15 protein-coding genes are annotated in these 21,650 nt (G+C 49.9%); 12 read left to right on the top strand and 3 right to left on the bottom strand.

Annotated features, from left to right (window positions below; translation table 11 throughout):
* The 5 genes from ADS79_RS28905 to ADS79_RS28885 all read left to right on the top strand — a co-directional run bounded on the left by ADS79_RS28905 (position 1) and on the right by ADS79_RS28885 (position 8,513).
* Positions 1 to 1,707 carry a hypothetical protein gene (locus tag ADS79_RS28905; RefSeq protein WP_049741906.1) on the top strand — a complete coding sequence of 569 codons (1,707 nt, stop codon included), beginning with the start codon at positions 1 to 3 and terminating at the stop codon, positions 1,705 to 1,707.
* A gap of 219 nt (positions 1,708 to 1,926) precedes the next feature.
* A complete protein-coding gene (locus ADS79_RS28900) occupies positions 1,927 to 2,910 on the top strand; it encodes an AAA family ATPase (RefSeq protein WP_049741905.1) in 984 nt (327 codons plus the stop codon).
* Positions 2,907 to 3,788 (top strand): DUF58 domain-containing protein, encoded by an 882-nt coding sequence (locus ADS79_RS28895; RefSeq protein ID WP_049741904.1) that lies wholly within the window; start codon positions 2,907 to 2,909, stop codon positions 3,786 to 3,788. Before ADS79_RS28900 ends, ADS79_RS28895 begins: the two co-directional genes overlap by 4 nt.
* 17 nt (positions 3,789 to 3,805) lie before the next feature.
* Positions 3,806 to 5,668 carry a vWA domain-containing protein gene (locus tag ADS79_RS28890; RefSeq protein WP_049741903.1) on the top strand — a complete coding sequence of 621 codons (1,863 nt, stop codon included), beginning with the start codon at positions 3,806 to 3,808 and terminating at the stop codon, positions 5,666 to 5,668.
* On the top strand, positions 5,658 to 8,513 hold the full coding sequence (locus tag ADS79_RS28885) for a VWA domain-containing protein (RefSeq protein ID WP_049741902.1): 2,856 nt from the start codon (positions 5,658 to 5,660) through the stop codon (positions 8,511 to 8,513). The genes ADS79_RS28890 and ADS79_RS28885 overlap by 11 nt, the downstream gene beginning before the upstream one ends.
* Before the next feature lie 378 nt (positions 8,514 to 8,891).
* Here ADS79_RS28885 and ADS79_RS28875 read toward each other — a convergent pair whose 3' ends face one another.
* Positions 8,892 to 11,153: a multicopper oxidase family protein gene (locus ADS79_RS28875; RefSeq protein WP_049741900.1), complete on the bottom strand. Its 2,262-nt coding sequence runs from the start codon at positions 11,151 to 11,153 to the stop codon at positions 8,892 to 8,894.
* A 181-nt stretch (positions 11,154 to 11,334) separates the two neighbouring features.
* Between ADS79_RS28875 and ADS79_RS28870 the strand changes: the two genes are divergently transcribed.
* The 4 genes from ADS79_RS28870 (at position 11,335) to ADS79_RS28855 (ending at position 17,693) form a co-directional block, all read left to right on the top strand.
* On the top strand, positions 11,335 to 13,113 hold the full coding sequence (locus tag ADS79_RS28870) for an ABC transporter ATP-binding protein (RefSeq protein ID WP_049741899.1): 1,779 nt from the start codon (positions 11,335 to 11,337) through the stop codon (positions 13,111 to 13,113).
* Complete coding sequence (locus ADS79_RS28865) at positions 13,110 to 14,915, top strand: ABC transporter ATP-binding protein (RefSeq protein WP_049742173.1); 1,806 nt, start codon at positions 13,110 to 13,112, stop codon at positions 14,913 to 14,915. Before ADS79_RS28870 ends, ADS79_RS28865 begins: the two co-directional genes overlap by 4 nt.
* A 133-nt stretch (positions 14,916 to 15,048) precedes the next feature.
* Positions 15,049 to 15,828, top strand: a complete 780-nt coding sequence (locus tag ADS79_RS28860; protein WP_049741898.1) for a class I SAM-dependent methyltransferase — start codon at positions 15,049 to 15,051, stop codon at positions 15,826 to 15,828.
* A gap of 140 nt (positions 15,829 to 15,968) precedes the next feature.
* Positions 15,969 to 17,693, top strand: a complete 1,725-nt coding sequence (locus tag ADS79_RS28855) for a methyl-accepting chemotaxis protein (protein ID WP_049741897.1) — start codon at positions 15,969 to 15,971, stop codon at positions 17,691 to 17,693.
* A 68-nt stretch (positions 17,694 to 17,761) separates the two neighbouring features.
* Here the strand turns inward: ADS79_RS28855 and ADS79_RS28850 are convergent, their stop codons facing one another.
* Positions 17,762 to 18,904: an ABC transporter permease gene (locus ADS79_RS28850; RefSeq protein ID WP_049741896.1), complete on the bottom strand. Its 1,143-nt coding sequence runs from the start codon at positions 18,902 to 18,904 to the stop codon at positions 17,762 to 17,764.
* Positions 18,901 to 19,644: an ABC transporter ATP-binding protein gene (locus ADS79_RS28845; protein ID WP_049741895.1), complete on the bottom strand. Its 744-nt coding sequence runs from the start codon at positions 19,642 to 19,644 to the stop codon at positions 18,901 to 18,903. Before ADS79_RS28845 ends, ADS79_RS28850 begins: the two co-directional genes overlap by 4 nt.
* A 268-nt stretch (positions 19,645 to 19,912) precedes the next feature.
* On the opposite strand from ADS79_RS28845, the gene ADS79_RS28840 reads away from it, so the two are divergent.
* From ADS79_RS28840 to ADS79_RS28830, 3 genes are all read left to right on the top strand, one after another.
* A complete protein-coding gene (locus ADS79_RS28840) occupies positions 19,913 to 20,332 on the top strand; it encodes a coiled-coil domain-containing protein (protein ID WP_049741894.1) in 420 nt (139 codons plus the stop codon).
* Positions 20,333 to 20,439: 107 nt separating this feature from the next.
* Positions 20,440 to 21,084 carry a SurA N-terminal domain-containing protein gene (locus ADS79_RS28835; RefSeq protein ID WP_049741893.1) on the top strand — a complete coding sequence of 215 codons (645 nt, stop codon included), beginning with the start codon at positions 20,440 to 20,442 and terminating at the stop codon, positions 21,082 to 21,084.
* A gap of 185 nt (positions 21,085 to 21,269) precedes the next feature.
* A complete protein-coding gene (locus tag ADS79_RS28830; RefSeq protein WP_049741892.1) occupies positions 21,270 to 21,620 on the top strand; it encodes a hypothetical protein in 351 nt (116 codons plus the stop codon).
* Positions 21,621 to 21,650 lie beyond the last annotated feature (30 nt).

Raw genomic sequence — 21,650 nt, 5'->3', positions numbered from 1 at the left:
ATGTTTCCTACAAAATCAAACGACGAGCTACAGTCGCTATTGGAGCCGATTCGCAAAAGATTGGCGCTTCGCGTTTTCATTAGACAAATGACGGTTTTCGGCTTGTGGGGGCTGGGAGGGAGCGTATTGCTTCTCCTCCTGGCTCGCCTATGGCCGATTCCTTATTATTCGTGGATCGCATCCAGCTTGTTTATGTTGTCGCTCGTTATTGGTGGAGCAAGCGTATTTTGGAGGCAGCCAACGACAGTGCAAAGCGCTCGTGTCGCAGATGAAAATGGCTTGGCGCAGCGCGTAGCCACGGCTTGGGAAAACCGCGAAAACAAGTCTGTTGTAGCAGCGATGCAGAGAGAGGATGCACAGCGACTTTTGCGAAAGCAGCTCCCGCAAATTGTAGAGAGTATCCACGTCTGGGCTGTTGTGCAAAAAAACAAATATGCCATTAGCGGATTGGGAGTGGCATTTCTTGCGCTCCTTTTATGGCCCAACCTGCAAGATATAAGACTGGCCCAGCTCGCTGAGGAGCAAAAGCTGGTGGCTCAGGTTGAAAAGGAAGTAGAGGCCATCAAACAGGAAACCAAAACGAATCCGGCCATGAGCGAGGCGCAGAAAAAACAGCTGGAGGAAATGCTGGAGGAAGCGAAGAAAACGCTGGCAAAGGCGAATGATCCGGCAGAACGGCTCAATGCTTTGCGTGCTGCTGAAAAGCAGTTGGAAAAGTTGCGAGAAGCGGAACAGCGAAAACAGACAGCTTTGGCACAGCTTCAGCGTAATTTGGGCAGTCAGCAGGGGACACGCGCTTTGGCTGATGCGATGAGCAGCGGGGACCGGGAAAAGATGGCGGAGGCCCTCAAGCAGATGGAGAAAGCGCTCGAAGCTATGGAGCCAAAAGAACGTGAGCAGCTGGCGAGTGAGCTGGATAAGGCTGCGGAGCAATTAAAAAAAGCTGCCGAATCTGCACAATCGGAAGAGTTAAAAGAAATCGCAAATCAATTAGCGCAGGCTGCCGAGCAAACAGCACAGGGACAGGCGCCACAGGCGATGGCGGGGATGCAGGATAGTCTCATGCAAGCGATGGCAGGTGCGCAGCAGGCTCAGCAAGGAATGCTCGCAGCAGCCAATGCAGCAGCTTCTCTCCAGCAGTCCCTGATGACGCTGGCGAGTGCAGGTGCCGCAGGCAGTAGCGGGACGGCAGGAACAGGAGCGGCTTCGGGTACTCCGGGCACGGGTTCGGCTGTACCTGCATCGGGAGAGCCTTCGTCAAGTACAGCAGCCAATGCCAATCCGGGATCGGGTCCTGCAAACCAGCCTGCTGGAGGGAATAATGGCAGCGGTCAAGGAAATGGTTCCGGTCAAGGAAATGGAGCTGGCCAAGGAAATGGTTCTGGAAACGGCTCTGGTAATGGTTCAGGTGCTGGTAGAGGCTCAGGAGCCGGATTGGGCGCAGGGAACCATGAGCTGGTGACGATTCCTTCCAACCGCATCGGCGGTGAGAATGGACCGTCTGAAACCGTTGGCGGACCTTTGGGTGCGGGACCGTCGCAATCCCAGCAAAGCGGCAATACGCAGGTATCATCGGGAAGTGCATTGCCGTACGAGGAAGTGTACGGACAGTATGAGGAGTTTGCCCGTGAGAGTATGGAGAAAAGCAGCATTCCTGGTGATTATCAAGAGATTGTGAAGGAGTACTTTAGCAACATTGAGCCTTAAAGAGGTTGTTCAAAAAGTCGTCTTTTGATCACGATGGAGTCCTGAATGCTTATTCGACATCGGAAATGACGCTCACCTTCGAAGTCCGGTGCTCATGTAGTTTACCTACATTCCGCTCCTCCTTCGTACAGTTCTCGTCATTTTCTCGGTGCTGAAAAGCCAACTTTTTGAACACGCACTTAAATGGGATCAGATAGATAAAAAGGAGGGGACGCGGCTATGGCGCAGCAAACCTTGGAGGATTGTCTGCAACGAGTGGAGCTCGTCAGACAAGAGATTGGGAAAGTGATGGTAGGACAAAAAGACGTCGTGGAACAGCTCCTCTGGGCGGTATTTGCTGGTGGCCACGCGCTGCTAGAAGGTGTGCCCGGTTTGGGGAAAACGCTTCTAGTGCGTACGCTTTCGCAGGCGTTTGAGCTGTCGTTTCAACGGATCCAGTTTACACCCGACTTGATGCCGACAGATATTACGGGAACGAATATTTTGCTCGTTGACGAGTCCGGGCAGCAATCGTTCCAGTTTCAAAAAGGGCCGATTTTTGCTCATGTCGTGCTCGCTGACGAAATAAATCGGGCGACGCCGAAGACACAGAGTGCGCTTTTGGAAGCGATGCAGGAGCGGACCGTTTCTGCCGGAGGCGTCACACGGTCCCTGCCTGCTCCATTTTTTGTTTTGGCAACACAAAACCCGTTGGAGCAAGAAGGTACTTATCCACTGCCAGAGGCGCAGATGGACCGCTTTTTACTAAAGATTGACGTGCCGTATCCGACCGAAGAAGAGTTAAAAGCAATTGTGCAAAGGACGACGACCGGGCAAGCCACACATGTGGAAAAGGTTGCGTCTGCTGAGCAGATTGCGGAAATTCAGCAGGCGGCGCGCGATGTACTGGTAGCAGATGCGGTGCTTGGTTATGCTGTCGGGCTGCTCTTGGCGACCCATCCGGGAGAACAGGCAGTGCCATCCGTCAATCAATATGTGCGTAACGGAGCAGGTCCACGTGGCGTACAAGCGATGGTAGCGCTGGCAAAGGTGCGCGCCTTGCTTTCGGGTCGCTACAATTTGGCGTACGAGGATGTGGAGGCAGTAGCCTTGCCAGCCCTGCGACATCGAATTTTCCTCAATTTTGAAGGAGAGGCAAATGGCATCCGTCCTGATCTTATTGTCCGCGATATTTTGCAGGGACTGGAGAGCAGAAAGATATGAGTCAGCACCTGCTTGACCCGTCGTGGCTGGCAAAACTGGAACGGATGCAAATGGCTACGAGAAGACTCGTCAGCGGCAGTCATGCTGGAGGACGGCGGGCAAGACAGCTGGGCAGCTCGATGGAATTTGCCGATTACCGGGCGTATGTTCCCGGAGACGATCTGCGCCAGCTCGATTGGAATGCCTACGCACGTTCAGGAAAGCTCTTTTTGAAAAAGTATTTGGATGAGACAGAGCTTCACGTCACGCTGTATATTGACTGCAGTCGTTCGATGGGCTATGGACAGCCGGGAAAAATGGAGCGGGCCATTCAAATTGCTGCGGCACTTGGGTATTTGTCCTTATGCAATCTGGATCATGTCTCTGTGTTTGCCTTTGACAGTCAAATCACTGCAGCACTACAAGGCTTGCAAGGAAAAAAACAGGCACACCGACTCCTCAGCTTTTTATCTTCACTAAAAGAGGGCGGGACAGGTGATTTGAATACAGCGATGCGTCTGCCAGGTGCCGTGCATGGCAAACCAGGCATTTCAATTGTGCTGTCGGACTTTTTGTTCGAGTCGGGCTACTCACCAGGAATTGCTTATTTGCAGGCTTCCCGTCAAGAGGTGGTGCTGGTTCAAGTGCTTTCACAGGAAGAGCTGCAGCCAGCCTATCAGGGGGAGCTGCGATTGATAGATTCCGAGACTCGCCAGGCAAAAGAGGTGTCCGTAACGGGTCTCATCATGGAAGAGTATCGGAAAAGTCTTGCGGAATACCAGCAGGAGCTGACCACTTTTGCTTACGGTAGAGGGATTACTTGTGTGGCTGTCGAGGCCGAGCAAACACTTGAGTCCATTGTGTTCCAGGTATTTCGTCAGGCAGGCATGATTCGCTAGAGAGGAGAGAGACAACTATGCAGTGGATGGCACTCGGCAACTTGTGGTTCGCACTGATCATCCCGGCCATTATCGTCCTCTATCTGCTCAAGCGAAAAGTAGAGGATCGTGTCGTGCCGAGTACGCTGTTATGGCAGCGAACCTTGCAAAATTGGGAAGCAGTGAGGCCATGGGAAAAGCTCCGTCGCAATCTGCTCTTGATCCTGCAATTGCTGATAGCATGTCTGTTGCTCCTGGCCTTGCTTAGACCAGCCGTGCCAACAGACGGGATCTCCAGCGACCATACGGTACTTGTAGTCGATACATCTGGAAGCATGCTGGCCAAAGAAGGGGAAGTAACCAGGATGGAGAGGGCAGTCTCCACAGCACAAAGCTTGGTGGAGCAGCTGGGTAGCGGAAAGACCATGACGTTGATCGAGGCAGGGCGGGAGCCAAACGTCATGCTCTCCAAAAGCGACGACAAACAGGCGTTGACTCAAGCCTTGCAGGGACTCTCTGCTTTTCCAGGAGCTGCCGATACCAATGCGGCGTATTCATTGGCAGGGGCAATCGCAGCCAATGAGCCAGGAAGCGGTGTTGTGTGGATTGGGGACGGAAGCGGGGAACGCAAGCTGGAAACAGGAGCAGCTTCTTCTTTTTCCGGTCCATTTCGTTTTATGCAGATGGGACGGACACGCGAGAATACGGCAATTGGTGTTTTTGTGACCCAGCCGGCAGAAAAAGGCGTAGAAGGGCTACTGCGGATCGATCACTACGGCAGTCAGCCTTCGCGTGGAGCCATCACGATTTTTGATGGAGAAAACAAGCTGCTGGATACAGATTCCTTTGCGATGGACGCTGGCGGGTCCTATACAGCTTCCTTTCCGGCTTTACCTGTGTCCCCTGTCTATCGGGCTGTTATTGAGCCGGAGCAGGATGGGCTGGCAGAAGACAATGAGATGTGGAGTGTTCCTTTTGCAGCGGGAAGGGGCAAGGCAGTCCTCCTTTCACCAGATGGGAATCGCTTTTTGCATCAAGCCCTGCAAACGGTAGGCAATATGGAAGTGGAGACCATCCAGCAAGAATCACAGCACCAAGCAGAGGCTCGTGATTTGTGGGTTTTCGACGGAGTCGTGCCGGACAAGCTGCCAGATGGCAATCTCTTGTTGTTTGCTCCTGATCGAAAGACTGACTGGTTGCCGTTCCATGGAAAAAGGGAGCTGGAGCAGCAGCCAAAGGCTGTAGTGCCGGATGACGAGCTGCTCAAATACGTAGATTGGCGTGATGTACACGTAGCCGCAAGCTCCGAGCTCGGCGAGATGCCAGGGATGAAAGCATTGGTGCGGGCAGGTGAAACGGATCTGGTGCGGGCTGGCATCATGAATGGCCGACGAGTCGTGGTTATCGGATTTGATCTGCATGATTCCGATTTGCCGCTGCGCCCTGCATTTCCCATTCTGATGCAAAATATAGTGACCTGGCTTTCCCCTACACAATCAGCGCCCATCGGTCCGGCCCATCCTGGTGAGGTACTCACTGTTGCACTCACACCGGGAGCTTCGCAGCGGATGCTTACGTACCCGGATGGACAGAAAAGTCCGATTGCAAGCGAAGGAACGACCTGGACGATGCAGGTTCCTGACCAGCTTGGGTTGTATCGCCTCGATGAAATGATGGGGAACGGACAGCAAACGAGATACTTTGCTGTACAAATCAGTGAGACGGAATCGGATATTATGCCAAAGGTGCAGCGTATGGGAGGGGAAGCCTCGGCTGGACAACCAGAGGGAGGAGAAAAAGCAGCAAGCTCCGTAGGGTCCATGGAGCTGACGTATTGGCTGGCAGCACTTGCCCTCTTGGTGCTTTGTGTGGAATGGAGGGTGTATCAACGTGGGTATTAATTTTGTACAGCCGCTATTCCTCTTGCTCTTGCTTCCCATTTTTTATTTACTAATCAGCTGGTGGCGTCTGCAAAAACAAATGCCGACGGGGAGAAAGGCAATAATCGCTGTCATACGGTCGCTCCTTTTTCTGTTACTCATTTTGGCCCTAGCCGGGACACAGCTGCTAACACCGATTCAGGCAAAAACGATCGTCTTTGTAGTAGACCGCTCGGCATCGATGAAGGATGATCCGCGGATCATGGCTTTTCTGCGTGAGGCCGTGGAACAAAAGGAGGCAGAGGACAAGTATGCGATTGTCTCTGTCGGGGCAGAGGCAGCAGTAGATCAGCCTTTGACGACACGATCAGAGCTATCGCCGTTGGGGGTGGAGGTTAATCGCCATGCCACCAATTTGTCAGAAGGAATCCGGCTTGCATCCGCGATGATTCCAAGCAATGCGAGAGGAAAGGTCGTCCTGCTGACGGACGGAATTGCGACGAGCGGTGATGCCGCCCGGCAAACGAAGCTGGCTCGTGATCGCGGGATAGCAGTAGAGGCAGTATCCTTGCAGCAGCCACAGGGGGATGAGGTCGTGCTCTCCTCCGTGCAGGTGCCACAGCATTTGTACGCGGGAGAGGAATACGGGATCAGCGTAGATGTGGAGAGCACACTTGCTACCCAAGCCACGTTGCGCCTATACGAAGGAAATCGTGAAGCTGGACAGCAGGTTGTCCAGATCGATAAAGGAAAAAATCGCTTTGTGTTCTCACAAAAGGCGATGCAGCAAGGCTTTCATCGTTTTCGCGTAGAAATTGAGCCCGAGCATGATACCGTGCAAGCAAACAATCAAGCGACAGCCTATACACAGGTTGCCGGTTCTCCTGTTATCCTCGTTGCCGAAGGTCATCCGGGTGCTGCAAGCAATCTCGTCCAGGCGCTGGAAGCGAGCAGCCTTAAGGTAGAAGTGCGTGATTTGGCGCTTTTGCCAAAAGAACTAGATGGGTACAAGCAGTATGCCACCGTAATCTTAGCGGATGTACCTGCCACACAGATGAGCGATGCCGATATGGAGCGCATGCGCACAGCGGTCCGTGATTTAGGAATGGGGCTGATTATGACTGGGGGCAGTGACAGCTTTGGAATGGGGGGCTGGTTTCAGACTCCTATCGAGGAAGCACTCCCGGTTCATATGGACTTAAAAGGAAAAGAACAGCTTCCATCTCTCGGATTGCAGCTGGTGATCGACAAGTCAGGCAGTATGTCTGGCGATGCCAGAGGCGTGGATAAAATGGAGCTGGCAAAGGAAGCCGCGATTCGCGCGACGACGATGATGAATCAGCAGGATTTCATCGGTGTCATTGCATTTGACGGCGACCCGTGGGAGGTTGTACCGCCACAGACTGTCACCAAGCTAAATGAGATTCAGCAGCAGATTGGCAGCATTGTCGCTGACGGCGGTACCGACATTTTCCCGGCTCTGCAAATGGCGTATGAGAGTGTCAAAAAGATGCAGGCACAGCGCAAGCATGTCATCCTCCTGACAGACGGGCAGTCAGGGATGCAGGATGATTACCAGGGACTGCTGCAGCAAATGGCAGGCGAAAACATTACGGTGTCAACAGTAGCGGTTGGTGATGATGCAGATACGCAGCTTTTGCAGTTGATTGCCGAGTGGGGCAAAGGCAGATATTACTTTGCCAATGATGCCGAATCAATCCCGAAAATTTTTAGCAAAGAAACGGCATTGGCTAGCCGAACCTTTATCGTGGAGAAGCCGCAAGTTCCTTCGCTCATAGGAGCGGGGGGATGGGCCTCTTTGCAGAAAGGATTGCCACCGCTGCGGGCGTATGTTGCTACCACTCCGAAGCAGACAGCGGAAACATCTTTGATGAGCACGGACGAGGACCCGATTCTGACTCGTTGGCAATACGGTCTCGGACGCTCGGTCGCATGGACGAGCGACCTCGAAGGCAAGTGGGCCCCGGACTGGGTCAACTGGGGAGGAAACAGTCGCCTGTGGAATGAGATCGTGGCATGGACATTGCCTCAAATCACAGAGGGCAAATGGAAAACCCAAACCGTTCTTGATGGTACCCGCGGCAAAGTAACGGTTACTTTGCCAGCTGGGGGAGCGATGCCGCAGGAACTCGAGGCGGTCGTACTCAACCAGGATATGGAACGCGAGCTGATTCGACTCAAGCCGATTGCACCCGGAGTGATGGAGGGCAATTTTGATACCAACGATCCAGGTACGTATCTGATCCAGATTGTAGAGAAGGCACAAGGTAAAGTAACGGCTAGTCAAACGACAGGATTGACCGTTTCCTACTCTCCTGAATATGGAATGCCGGTGGATGGCGAAAAAGAACTGCGCAGCTGGTTGACAGTCGGTGGAGGCAAGCAAATCGCACAACCAAACGAAGTATTTGGCGGGGTGTTTCCCGACAAGTGGGACACCCAATCTGTCAGCTCGTGGCTTTTGATGCTGGCTGCACTGCTCCTGCCGCTTGACGTCGCAGTGCGTCGTCTGCAGCTTCCTGATCATTGGTGGGCGAGACTCTCTGGCATCTGGGCTCGTCGCAAGACAGCATCGACAGACACTACGCAGCAAGCTGTGCTAACACGTCTTGGAGAAAAACGGGCGAGCAAGCGAAGCGCTATCCAGACCAAAACGAGCGATGAGAATAGTGCGAAAGAGATGAGCGCATTCCCAACAATGACACGGCCAGCAGCAACAACCCGCGTTACTCCAAATCAACCAGTACCTAGCAACACAAAAAAAGAGACGACAGTCGAAGAACAAGCCCAACCAGACGAAACACTAAATCGCCTGTTGGCAGCGAAAAAGCGTCGAACCAAATAACCAAACAAAAACAGCCATTGCGATAGCAATAGGCTGTTTTTGTTTGTGCTTCCATTCCTAAAACTTCTTTGAACAAGCTTCCCACATGTTTCCTGCTCACTCAAAAGAAATCCCGAAGAAAACCAAATGCTGGCAAGAGGGAAAAGGGGAAAAAAGCGAAAGTCTTTGGGACACCGACCCAGGCGTAATGGAAAAAGAGAAACACGCCCTTAAGCGTCCACCTCTGACATTCTACCGTGAACCCGCTACTTTGGACGCGGTTTCTCTTTTTCCATGAAGCCGACCAGTGAATCCCCAGCGCTAGTGGCCCAAGAACTTGAGCGTTTTCCGCTTTTCCCTCCCCACCACTACAGCCCAGAGCAAGTGTCTTTTGTTTTTTCACTCAGGATGATTGCGTGTCCCCGCTCCCATCTCAAATGGAGAGGTAACCCCTTCATAGATGAGTTGCATCGTCATGCCAGAAGCAGTGTGGTCCTGATTGTGGCAATGATCCATCCAGAGACCAGGATTATCCGCGCGAAATGCGACTTCATATGTTTCACCCGGAGCTACGTTGAGGGTGTCCGTCCACCATGGACTGCCTGTTACTGCTTTCTCATTGCGACTAAGAACGAGCATTGTATGTCCATGCAGGTGCATTGGATGATCCATGAAGCTGCGATTGACGAAGGTCATTTTCACCAGATCGCCTTCCTTGACAACTTGTGTCGGCGTATCAGGGGACACCTTGCCGTTGATGGTCCACAGTCCGTCCAGGCGCCCTTCATAAAATCCAACCTGAAGATCGAAGAGCATTTGATATTCATGATCATAGTGCGTCGACAAATCAAAAGGTAGTGCTTGCGGGCTGCCGTAGCGTGCCGGATCAAAGAGTGGGAGCTCAGCATTCATGCTTGGCAATTCCCCGGTGCCATCTGGACTCAGCAATAATCCTTTTCCATTGGCTTGTTTGCTTTGTGCAAAGAAAACAGGACGATTCGGCATCGTAAAAGATACATCGTACCTGCCACCTGCAGCTAATTGCAGCGCCTGGTTGGCAATCAGATTTGGTTCATTGACATCATTTCCATCAATCGCAATGACCTGAAAAGGTGTGCCGAGCAATTGATAGGTCACGGGGAGGTTATCTGCATTAATGAGACGAAGCCTCACTGAGGTACCAGGAGAAACGGTATCAAGCATGAGAGTATCACGTCCGGACAATGTGACGCCCCTTTCGCCCAGCGTATGATGAACGAGTGTCAGATCGCGTTTATAGCCGGCAATCGGCTCAGTTTCCGCCGGCTCTACGACGAGCGCACCAAGAAGTCCTTTTTTCACTTGAACTGATGGCTGTTGATGAGAGTGGTACCAAAACGTTCCCGTTTGCTTGGCGACAAAACGATAGACATGCTTTTCACCCGGCATCACGGCATCCTGTGTAGCACCAGCAACGCCATCCTCAGCGTTTGGCACACCCAGCCCATGCCAGTGAATCGTGACGCCATCCTCAATATCCTTATTTTCAAGCACAATCTCGACGAGCTCGCCTTGCTTCATTCGCAGTTCTGGTCCCGGATATTTCCCGTTGAAGGTCCAGGCCTCCGCAGTTTTTCCTGAAGGCAGCTGGATCGTCGTCTTTTGAGCGGTTAACGTAAACTGGCGATCGGGCTCACCTGTGCGGGGTCCTGTTAATTCGGTAACACTGACTGCATGTCCTGTAGTCGGTGCTGCAGCCAAAGTGGCGTGCTGCCCCTGACTGGCAGCTGACGCAGAATGATCGGCTATTTTTAGCTGATCTGGCAAAACGCTTGCCAATATTTCCTGGTGCCCCCATAAGTAGGCACCGGCTCCAAACAAAACGAGAACTGAAGCGATGCGTATAAATCGGAGCATTGCATGTGGCCGGCGCAGCTCTCCTGGACGAGAGGCGCGGTGCTGCTTCCAGGACTGCCAGATCCAGAGTAGGGAGGTCCCCGTAACAAAAGCACCCCATGCTATTGCCAGAATGTTTATCTCCAGCGTAACAGCCGGAAACAGGAATTGAAGAATAAGTGCGATCAAGGCTCCAAGTACAGTTGCCTGGAGAGGTACGATCATCTCAGGGGCAGACGCATCATGTCTCCATGCTGCATCGACTGTATCGGTCTGGAGTGAAGTGCTTTTGACGAGTGGTATTTCCAAAGCGGATGCAGTCTCGTGCAAGGCGGTTTCCTCAGTTGTCAGGTGATCGACTACAGCTGTGTCTAATAGAGGTTCATCCCATGGTTTGGGAACTGTCTCCACTGTGGATGGAGCAGGCGACGCTTGTTTCTGATCAGAGCGAATACGCCCCATGGCTAAACGTGACAGGCGTGGTACAGATACAAACAGGCCAACTGCCAGCGGTAGAAGAATGAGTGGCAGAAACCCAATCAGCTTGTCTTTTATGTACAGCCAGCCAAAGGAATGGAACAGGGACCACGTCATAAATACTTGCAAAGAAAATAAGAGAAGTGCCAATACAAAGAAAAACAGTGTCCAGCCGGCACTTTTTTTCAAAGAGCGGGTGGTTTGGACATAAACAAGCCCCTTGGCTTTATAGGCTGGAAGGAGCGTAGCTAGCAGCAAGAGCACAAAGAGTCCTTGATGGACCCCGGCGAGTGTTTCAAAATCTGTCATGATGAGTTCCTCCCGAAAAATGAGTTCGTTTTTATCATATAGAGGAATGGCTGATGCCCAAACGTACCCGCGCAGGATTTTGACTCCGTCTCAGGTCTGAACCTGTGTGTACTTGTGCTGAATGTCGACGGTAGTACGTATACATCAAAAGATCAATCCTACAGCAGGGAGGAGCGTACTTTTGGAAACGTTTAAACGGTTAAAGGATTACTATTGGCCCTATAAACGATTATTTCTGATTTCCATCCTGTCCTTGTTTGTTGTGACGAGTGTGACGGTCATTTATCCCCTTGTTTTGAAGTACACGATTGATGATGTTTTCGGGCAGGGGCAATACGGGCAGGTTCCTTATTTGGCCATTGGATTTATTTTGCTGATGGGGGTAAAGGGAGTCGCTGTGTACTATCATCAGTACTTCGGGGATTTGTTCGGAGTCTCTACTGTCTACGAGCTGCGCAATGAGCTGTACACCAAGCTGCAGTACCTGCCTTTCCGGTATTACGACAGTGCCAAGACGGGGGATTTGATGTCTCGCCTGGCTGGTGATGTCGAGGTGTTTCGGTTTTTTCTGTCGTTCGGCTTGGCGCAGTGCCTGAATTTTTTGCTGCTGATCGGATTTGGCTTTGCCATCATGCTTTATTTACACCCTTCGTTAGCCTTGGTAACCTTCATTGCGATGCCGTTTGTGGCAATCACTGCCTATCGTTTTGATAAACAAGTCCACGTGGCCTTCAAGGAAATTCGGGAGGCTTTTTCAGCGTTAACGACCAAAGTGCAGGAAAACATTAGCGGTATGAGTACGGTCAAGGCCTTGTCTCAGGAGGATTTTGAAATCACGACCTTTACGGGTAAAAACAAAAACTATAAAGATAATCACATTTCCACGGCAAAAATCTGGAGTTCCTTTTTTCCGATTATGGAGCTGATCGGCAATATATGTGTCGTCGCTTTATTGGTGTATGGCGGATGGCTCGTCATTCATGAGCAAATGAAGCTGGGGGAGCTGGTGGCTTTTTTTAGCCTGGTCTGGTTTATCATCGGTCCACTGATGCAGCTCGGCTTTATTCTCAATTCGTATTCCCAGTCAAAAGCAGCAGGGGAGAGATTGCTCCAGGTCCTGGATGAACGGGATCTTGCCCCGGCAGGCGAAGAACAGGATGCACCCAAAGCCAAAGCCTTGAACGGGCATGTGACGTTTAGCGATGTTAGCCTTGTCTACAATGAGGCGAACGAAAAGGCATTACATACAATCAGCTTTGATGCTCCACCTGGAAAGGTCATCGGGTTAATCGGTGCGACAGGAGCGGGGAAAACGTCCGTTACACAACTGATTTCACGCTTTTACGCCCCGTCGACAGGTACGATTCTCATCGATGGCAAAAACATCGCAAATTACGGGCACCAAGAGCTGCGAAAAAATATCGGAGTCGTCTTTCAAGAGTCTTTTCTTTTTTCTTGCTCCATTTACGACAATATCGCGTACGGAAACCCACATGCGTCACTGGGAGAGGTAGTCAGCGCCGCCAAGTACGCACAGGCACATGAATTTATTGCTGAGCTGCCGGATGGATACGATACCTTGTTAGGAGAGCGAGGGCTAGGATTGTCCGGTGGGCAAAAGCAGCGGATTGCAATCGCTCGCGCCTTTTTAACCAAGCCTAGTATTTTGATTTTGGATGATGCGACAAGTGCGGTTGATATGGAGACGGAATTTATGATTCAGCAGGCATTGCGTGAGGTAATGGTGGGGCGCACGACTTTTATTATTGCGCATCGGATCTCTTCCTTGAAGCATGCAGATGAAATCCTTGTACTGGACCGTGGCCAAGTGATCGAACGTGGGACACACGAGCAGCTGCTGGCTTTGACAGAGGGCAGCTATCGGCGCATCTATCACATTCAGTATCAGGACCAGCTGACAGCGATGCAGGAGCGGACGGGAGAGTGGAGCAGGACATGACGAGCAAGCAAGGACAGGAACGATTTCATTATTCAATCGACAATGTCATTGACAAGCCGTATAACTGGTCACAGATGGCGAGACTCGCCGGCTACATGAAGCCGTATTTGAACAAATGGCTACCGCTTGCTGCCTTTTCCTTGATTGCCGTCACGATTGTCCGGCTGGGTGTTCCTTTTTTGATGAGCATTGCTATCGATGAAGCGATTCAGAAAAAGGACTGGAGCTATTTGCTGAGCTTGACTGCAATCATTTTGGGACTCTATTTGCTCGGATGGTTTGAAAGTGCGCTACGAATTCGCTGGACGAATCAGCTTGGACACTCTATCATTTTTGATTTGCGCCAACAGCTGTTTACGCATATTCAAAGATTGTCTCATCGCTTTTTTGATGGACGCTCGGCTGGTTCGATTATCGTACGAATTACAAACGACATTAATTCCTTGCAGGATTTGTTTACAAACGGCGTTGTGAACATTTTTATCGATCTGACGATTCTGATTGGGATCGTCGTGATGCTGTTTGTTCTCAGTCCCACGCTCACACTGGGGATCATGATTGTGCTTCCCTTGATGTTTTTGATTTCAATTAAGCTGCGAAAAAAAATTCGTCTTTCCTGGCAAAAGGTCAGGCTAAAGCAGTCTAGCATTAACTCACATCTGAATGAGAGCATCCAGGGGATTCGAGTGACGCAGTCCTTTACTCAGGAACAGGAAAATATCTCTTTTTTCAAACGGATGAATCGGGATAATTACGAGGCGTGGAGAGCAGCTACCCAGCAAAGTGCAACCTTTCGCCCGGTGGTAGACATGGCAGGGGCGATTGGCACAGCCATTTTGATTGGACTGGGAGCAGCTTTGATTCAAGCAGATCATATTTCAGTCGGTGTTTTTGTCGCGTTCGCTTATTATCTAGGTAACTTTTGGGAGCCAATCTCTCGCCTCGGTCAAGTGTACAATCAGCTGTTGATGGCGATGGCATCCTCGGAAAGAATATTTGAATTTCTCGATGAGAAGCCCTCCGTGCCGGAAAAGCAAGAGGCAGTGGAATTAGGTGTCATCCGGGGGGAGATCGAGCTGGACGATGTATCCTTTTCCTATGATGGCAGACGAGATGTGCTGCATGAAATCAACCTGACGATTCGTGCGGGCGAAACGGTTGCTTTTGTCGGACACACAGGCTCAGGCAAGACCTCGATTGTGAATCTGATCTGCCGTTTTTACGACCCGACCAGTGGCTGTATCCGCATAGACGGGGTCGATCTGCGCGAGGTTCAGCTCGATTCGCTTCGATCGCAGGTCAGCATTGTTCTTCAGGATACATTTATTTTTTCAGGAACGATTATGGAAAACATTCGCTTCGGCCGTCCGGGTGCAACCGATGCAGAAGTCATGCAGGCCGCAAAAGAAATTGGAGCAGACCCCTTTATTCGCAGGCTGCCTGGCGGTTATGATACAGAAGTGGAAGAACGTGGGAATGTCTTGTCGCAGGGGGAGCGCCAGCTGCTATCCTTTGCACGGGCGCTTCTGGCTGATCCGCGAATCCTCGTTTTAGATGAAGCCACCGCAAGCATTGATACAGAGACGGAAGTGAAGGTACAGCGTGCACTGAACCGGTTGCTGCAGGGAAGAACGGCTATCGTGATCGCCCACCGTCTGTCCACGATACGCGAAGTACACAAAATCATCGTGCTCGATCACGGCAGATTGATCGAGCAAGGGAATCACGAGCAGCTCATGAGAAAAAGAGGCACCTACTATAATCTGGTCAGTACGTCATTTCGCGTCACGGAAAAGGAGTGAAATAGCGTGTATTACCTATTTGTTGAAACATAACAACACCGTCCACGTTCTCGTGCTCCACCGCTTTTCCCTTTTTCGAAGCGAAGTGGGGAAGCAACGAAAAAGATGGGGAAAACGGAAGGAGAAAGAAAAGATGCAAAAAAAGGACTGGATGAAAGTATTTCAAGAGGAAATTGACGCCCCGTTTGCGGGCTGGAATTTTTCGCGTTTGACGGAAACCGGAAGAATGCAGGAAGCGCCGCTTAGCTGGAATTATCCAAGCGTCGTACGCCAAAAAATGAAAGGAGTTCATTCACTCCTGGACATGGGGACCGGAGGAGGAGAGATGCTCGGCAGATTGCAGCCACTGCCCAGCCAAACCTTTGCTACGGAAGGCTATTTGCCCAATGTAGATGTAGCCAGGGCGAAGCTTGCCCCTTTGGGAGTACACGTAATTCCGGCAGATGGGGAAGACGAGCTGCCACTGCCAGATCAATCGCTAGACTTGATCATCAATCGGCATGAGTCCTATTCGTCATCAGAAGTGTATCGTCTGCTCAAGCCGAAGGGCATTTTTATCACCCAACAAGTAGGCGGCAAGGACAATCAGAAGCTGAACCACCTCTTGGGTGCCCCTATTCCGACGGACTATCTGCATTGGAATGTCGCGTTCGCTGTGAATCAGCTGGAAGAAGCCGGATTCGTCATTCTGGAGCAAAAAGAGGAAGAAGCCTTCACGCGTTTTTATGATGTGGGTGCAATTGTTTACTACTTGAAAGCAATCGAATGGCAAATCCCCGATTTCACCATTGGACGATATGCTACCGAGCTTGCTTCGCTTCATCATGAGTTGGAGGCTGTCGGTTACGTCGATATTCCGACCCATCGTTTTTTAATCGTGGCACAAACGAAACGGAATCCTGTAAAAAAGTAACCTGCAATTGTCGATAAGACAGTGTGGGAGCGGATTAGACAAAAGCACCCAGTAAAGGGTGCTTTTTCCGTATGGTGGAATACACTGCCTCCTGTCCAATGATAAAACTACCCGTATACAGTGAAGGAGACGTGAAGCAGATGAGTAAGAGTTTAGCAACGCGGGTTGTTGCCCTAGTGGCACTGATTGTGGCACTCATGATGGCGATCAATATTTTCATGATCAATTATAACAGTACGACAACCGTAGAGCAGACGCTTTCCCGTTCGAGCATTGGCACAGCGCTAACGATTGCTGAAGGGGTGGATACTGAGGCGTATGCGCGTTTTCTGGCTAATCCGCAGGAAGGAGAAGCGTACTGGGCGATTCGCAATAATTTACTCGATTATACGGTAAAAACAGGTGCTCTCTATGTCTATATCCTGCAAAACGACAATGGACAAGTAAAAATCATGGTAGACGGCATGGAAAAAGGAGCAGAGGGAGCAGCTTCTATCGGTCAAGCTACTACAACGACCACTTCTGCAGATATTGCCCCCGCTTTGCAGGGAGAGACAAACAGCACGTCTATTGTGAAAGACCCTGAATTCGGAGACTATCTCAGCTCTTTTGCACCCCTCAAGGACAAATCAGGACAAGTGATCGGTGTCCTTGGTGTAGATACGTCAGCAGACAAGGTAGGCTTGATTAGTGAACGGGTGCTTGGCAGTACGATGCCGCGTATTATCATCGCGATGATTGTAGTGACGTTGCTTGCGTTGCTTGCCGTATATTTCACAGTCAAAAAAATGCTGAAACCATTAAGCATCGTAGAGGCCGCGTCAACACGAATTGCCGCAGGTGACCTGACGTCTACACAAATTGCTGTTTCGAATAAAAACGATGAAATCGGGAGAATTGTCGTTGCTTTTGGAGAGATGACGACTCAATTGCGTCATATCATCGGTGGAGTAAAAGAGACGACGGAGCGCATCGACAAAATGTCCAGCTCGATCCGTGAAGGTGCTACATCCGTGCGTGAGCAAAATAAAAATGTAGTGGTAGCCAGCCAGGAAATTGCACTGGGGAATGAACAAACCGCTACTGCGATGGAAACGACAGTTGTGACCGTACAGGAATTTCTCGGTGAGCTGGCACAATTGAACCGTGCCATTGATGAAATGGATGGCATCTCGAATCAGGTTTCCGATATCGGACAAGGCAGCTACAAGGTTCTGCAAGCGTTTTTGGCAGACGGGACAGAGACGAACAAGCAGTTCCATGATGTTCAGCAAACGATGAGAATGTTGGAGGAAAAATCGAGTCGTATCAATGATGTGATCGAAACGATTCAACAAATTGCAGGGCAAACCAATTTGCTGGCTCTAAACGCCGCAATCGAGAGTGCGCGTGCAGGGGAAGCAGGCAGAGGCTTTGCTGTCGTTGCCGATGAGGTACGCAAATTGGCAGAACAAACAGGGGCTGCGACTCTGGTCATTCAAGAGAGTATTCAAGATATTCAGCATCAGGTCAAGCTGGCTACAGACAAGACAACGGCTACCCTCGATCGTTACAACGCGGGTACCGAGCGACTTGATTCGGTCACGCAGGGAATCACCGCTCTCTCTGACATGACGGATAAATTGAAAGCATCACTGGCAAATGTCATTTCCAATGTCGAAGCGATGCAAAACGGCCAGCAAAAAGTAAACGAGTCTGTGCTGACCGTTACGGCGATCTCAGAGCAAACAGCGGCTGCTACTGAGGAAGTTTCGGCAACCATTCACGAGGTGAGCGGCAACGTCGATCACTTTGTCGCTGAAACGGAGCAAGTGACCGACAGCATTCAAGAATTGCGCAAGAAAGTGGATACCTTCCGCTTGTAGTCCATCAACAAAAATAAGCCCTTCTCGCCTGCTACAAAGAAAGCTGCGGGAAGGGCTCTTTTGCTTGTCTAGAAGATCAGGATGAAAAGCAGGCTGACGGTACCCTGTGTCGCTAAAAGAACGCGGCGTATCCAGCGAAAAGCATGCTTGTGCTGCTGCTCGTTAATAGGAAGCAGCGCATACATGTTTCGTTTGTGGTGATGGCTCGACAGCCCTTTTAACTGAATGGCAGACATGATGAGGAAGAGCAGGGCGATGACCAGCTTGGCATACAAATTGGGCAGTATCAATATCAAAAAGCTGCTGATCAGGATCAGGCGAATGTACAGCCCAACATAACCACTTGAGCGGATAAATGTCCGCAAGAAAAGCAGCTTTGCCGCATTTGCCTGACGATAGGTGACGAGCTTGGTAACAGGTATGAGCCATGCACGCGGCTTCACCTCATTTTGCAGCCAGGGAACGTCCTTGAATTGATTGACGATCCGGTAAAATCTGCTGCGCAAACCCTTTTCAACCTCCAGTAGCCGGTACCACTGAAGGGAATGCTTCTTTTTGATTGCTTGCAGACGCAAATGAAACCAGACGACAAGTACAATGCACAAAAGCCCTGCAAAAGGGATGCCTTGGTAAGTGAGGAGTCTGCCTTCGCCAAATACCCAGGTCAGTACAAAAAAGGAAAAGGCGAAGCGGGCTAGCGTATATTGTCTCACTCTGCTTTTATCAGGTAAGCGGAGGCAAATCCAGCTGCTGTATAGATTCCAACCCTTTATGACAAAAGGGACGCACCAGTAAAACCATAGCTGACCGTTTGTTGTGCGCAGCCCAAGCTCATAAAGCGGAGAGAACAGAAGCAGGACGAGAAATAACCCGATACTCTGAATAAAAAAGTTGTAACGTTGTGTCTTTTGAAAATAGCTATGCATTTTTGTTTCCAGCGGAGTCAAAAAGAGCAGATCAGCCTCAAGCAAAAATGTGCGGTGCGAGCTTTTGGTAACGACAATGGCAACGATAAACGCCAGGAAATATTGCATGGGAAACCATGCTGGAATCATATCGACCAGGCCGCGATAATAGAGCCCAAGCAACCCCATCAAAAACAGCACAACAAACAGCAAGCCGCCATTGGCGACGTATTGTGAATAACGGACTACTTCTTCGAAAAAACGCTTTTGTCGCTCTCGAAATAGCGCATCAACATCGACGTTCACTCGCTATCATCCTCTACAATATGTAAATAAATGTCATCCAAAGAGTGGTGGGATAATCCCGTAATGCGGCGTAGCTCCTCCAGAGTGCCCTGCGCCCGAATTTCCCCTTTGTGCATGATGATAAAACGGTCACAATACTTTTCGGCGGTAGCGAGTATATGGGTGGACATCAGGATGCCAGCGCCTTGCTCCTTGCAACGATTCAGCCACGATAAGAGCGAGCGGATGCCGATTGGGTCCAAGCCTAAAATCGGCTCATCGACGATGTAAAGTCGCGGTTGTATAAGCAATGCCATCATGATCATTAGCTTCTGGCGCATCCCTTTTGAGAATTGCTGTGGGAATCGATCCTTCATTTTTTCCATTCGGAACTCTTTTAGCAGAGGCATTGCCCGCTCTACAAAAACTTCATGCTCCAGGCCGTGACTCATTGCCGCCAGCTCAATATGCTCCCACAAAGTCAGCTCTTCATAATAAATTGGGGACTCGGGAATGTATCCATACGAAAAGCGGTATGTATCCGGATCGGTTTGAAATGTTTTTCCATCTATGCTGATAACGCCCTTGGTCGGCTCTAATAATCCTAGAATGTGCTTGATGGTTGTACTTTTTCCTGCCCCATTCAAACCGATGAGCGCCACAATCTCTTGGGGCTGGATGTGAAAAGAAACATCCTTGATCACAGAGTGACTGGCTGAGTACCCACCGGTTACTCCTTGTACCTCTAATAGGTTTGGCATGACTTCCTCCTTTCTGATCTACGAGAAATGCAGTCAAGCAATACTTCCTATTGTACCCATTATTGAAACAGAAATAAAATAGACACCCTTTTGGGAAGAGTGAACCTGAATTTAGGAAGCTGCTTGATAAAATTCAATATTTATAGAAAGAACGCACTGAAATCTGCCCTTTTTTCACAGGGGAATGGACAAAGAGGGATAACAGTACAAGCAATCGTTTCCTCCGTTACATAAACAAGAATTAAGAAGAACGGAGGAGGTGAATCCCATGGCGCCTGAGCAAAATGACAAAATAAAAGACATAGACAAACAATTGCTACGTATCTACCAACGATTGGACAAATTCGAGGAACGTATAGATCAGCTTGAGGGACAAGTGACCGTAGCTACGAAGTGGCTTGAACGGATTGAGCATCGATTAGAACGTATGGAAGAAGTTCGTTTAGATTTATTGCAAGCGATAGCGAAAATGCAAACGGAAATCGGGTTCAAATTAGAGAAGACAGATAGTGAAAAAGATATGATTAGGCAGCTATTGAACAATGACAAGGCGTACCAAGAAAATTTCGCACAGCTACTTGAAGGAGAAAAAAGCAGAAAGCAAGAGCGGTTTTTACAAATATGGGCGGTTTTGGGACCCGTTCTTGCCTCCGTTCTTACTTCCTTTTTTGCGAAATTCTTTGTCTAGAGAATAATCTCGTCACATTTGTGGAAAAGATGTGTAAAGTGATTCCATTTTTCTACCGTATCTCCTGTCTATACTTGGGGCAGATCATTGAAAGAGAGGCTAACCTAGTGAAGAAGTTTGACGTTTCCATACTCTCGGTCGCCATCCTGTTGACAGGTCTTGTGGTATTGGGAGTTTACCAGGCGGGGGAGAAAGACAATGACCCGGCTTTAGTAAAAGCAGGCGATACCTCGATCACTCAATATCAGTTATATGACGAAATGAAGAGTATGTACGGGAAACAGATGATCCAGGAGCTTGTTGCTCAAGCTTTAGTGAAACAGGAAGCCAAACGGCAAAATATAACGGTAGCACCCGAGGAATTGGATAAAGAGATAGATTCGATCAAGCAACAGATTGGCTCAGAGCAAGCCTTTCAGGACTACTTGAAAAACATGGGGATGAACGAACAGAAGCTGCGTGAGAAGCTGAGTGTTCTTTTAACCCGTGATAAATTGTTGGACAAGGCTTTTCCTGTAACAGAAGAGCAAATCAAACAATACTACGAGGAAAATAAAGCGAGTATGGGTTCTCCAGCGCCTGAGTTTGACAAAGTGAAGGAGCAGATTAAAGCAGCTCTCGTTGATCGAAACAGGGGAGAAAACTACAATAACTGGATCAATTCAATTCAGGCCAATCACAAAGTCGAATGGCTGGACCCTTCATTTGAAGACAAAGCGGCGAACGTGCCAGCTGCCCCAGCACAAGGCTAAAGGCATACACACAAAACCACCTGCGGGTGGTTTTTTATCGTGCAAGAGAGTTTAAGCGCCCCGCCGTATGAGGGCATCCGCGTATAAGCTTTCTACTTTGGAAAAAGCTGAATCTGATCTGGCGGATTGCATGGTAAAACGAGGGCATACTTAAGACCAGCCCCCAAAAAAGGAGACAATGGAACGTGGACGGTCTTTTGCTAAAGCTGATTGTTAGTCCCGTGTTGGTCGTTGTGGCAGATGCACTGTTTCAAGAAGTGAACTATGCCGACTTGTATCAGTCAGTCGGTGTTGGCTTTGTTCTGGCCTTGGCAGGTACTTTTCTGGAGTGGGCAATTCTTGCGCCAGGGAGCTTGTGGTTGACGACAGCTATGGATTTTATTATTGGCTTTTTGATTGTATATGGAAGCATTGTTGTTTTGCCGACCTCTCAAATTACTGCGATGGGGGCAGGCTTTGTGGCCATATTTTTTGGGGTTAGCGAGTATTTGCAGCATGTCTGGTTGCTGCGAACAGGAAGAACGGTAAAAGAATAATGGATCACCGCGAAAAAGAGGGTGCCCCCC

The sequence above is a fragment of the Brevibacillus reuszeri genome, assembly GCF_001187725.1.
Taxonomy (GTDB): domain Bacteria; phylum Bacillota; class Bacilli; order Brevibacillales; family Brevibacillaceae; genus Brevibacillus; species Brevibacillus reuszeri.
Note: the sequence above shows the minus strand (reverse complement) of the source record. Positions and strands in the feature narration are given on the sequence as shown.

What these genes read in the sequence shown, in the direction of transcription:
- ADS79_RS28845 (WP_049741895.1), bottom strand. Translation starts at nt 19,644, where the DNA reads ATGCCAAACCTATTAGAGGTACAAGGAGTAACCGGTGGGTACTCAGCC.
- ADS79_RS28900 (WP_049741905.1), top strand. Translation starts at nt 1,927, where the DNA reads ATGGCGCAGCAAACCTTGGAGGATTGTCTGCAACGAGTGGAGCTCGTC.
- ADS79_RS28895 (WP_049741904.1), top strand. Translation starts at nt 2,907, where the DNA reads ATGAGTCAGCACCTGCTTGACCCGTCGTGGCTGGCAAAACTGGAACGG.
- ADS79_RS28860 (WP_049741898.1), top strand. Translation starts at nt 15,049, where the DNA reads ATGCAAAAAAAGGACTGGATGAAAGTATTTCAAGAGGAAATTGACGCC.
- ADS79_RS28875 (WP_049741900.1), bottom strand. Translation starts at nt 11,153, where the DNA reads ATGACAGATTTTGAAACACTCGCCGGGGTCCATCAAGGACTCTTTGTG.
- ADS79_RS28905 (WP_049741906.1), top strand. Translation starts at nt 1, where the DNA reads ATGTTTCCTACAAAATCAAACGACGAGCTACAGTCGCTATTGGAGCCG.
- ADS79_RS28890 (WP_049741903.1), top strand. Translation starts at nt 3,806, where the DNA reads ATGCAGTGGATGGCACTCGGCAACTTGTGGTTCGCACTGATCATCCCG.
- ADS79_RS28855 (WP_049741897.1), top strand. Translation starts at nt 15,969, where the DNA reads ATGAGTAAGAGTTTAGCAACGCGGGTTGTTGCCCTAGTGGCACTGATT.
- ADS79_RS28840 (WP_049741894.1), top strand. Translation starts at nt 19,913, where the DNA reads ATGGCGCCTGAGCAAAATGACAAAATAAAAGACATAGACAAACAATTG.
- ADS79_RS28865 (WP_049742173.1), top strand. Translation starts at nt 13,110, where the DNA reads ATGACGAGCAAGCAAGGACAGGAACGATTTCATTATTCAATCGACAAT.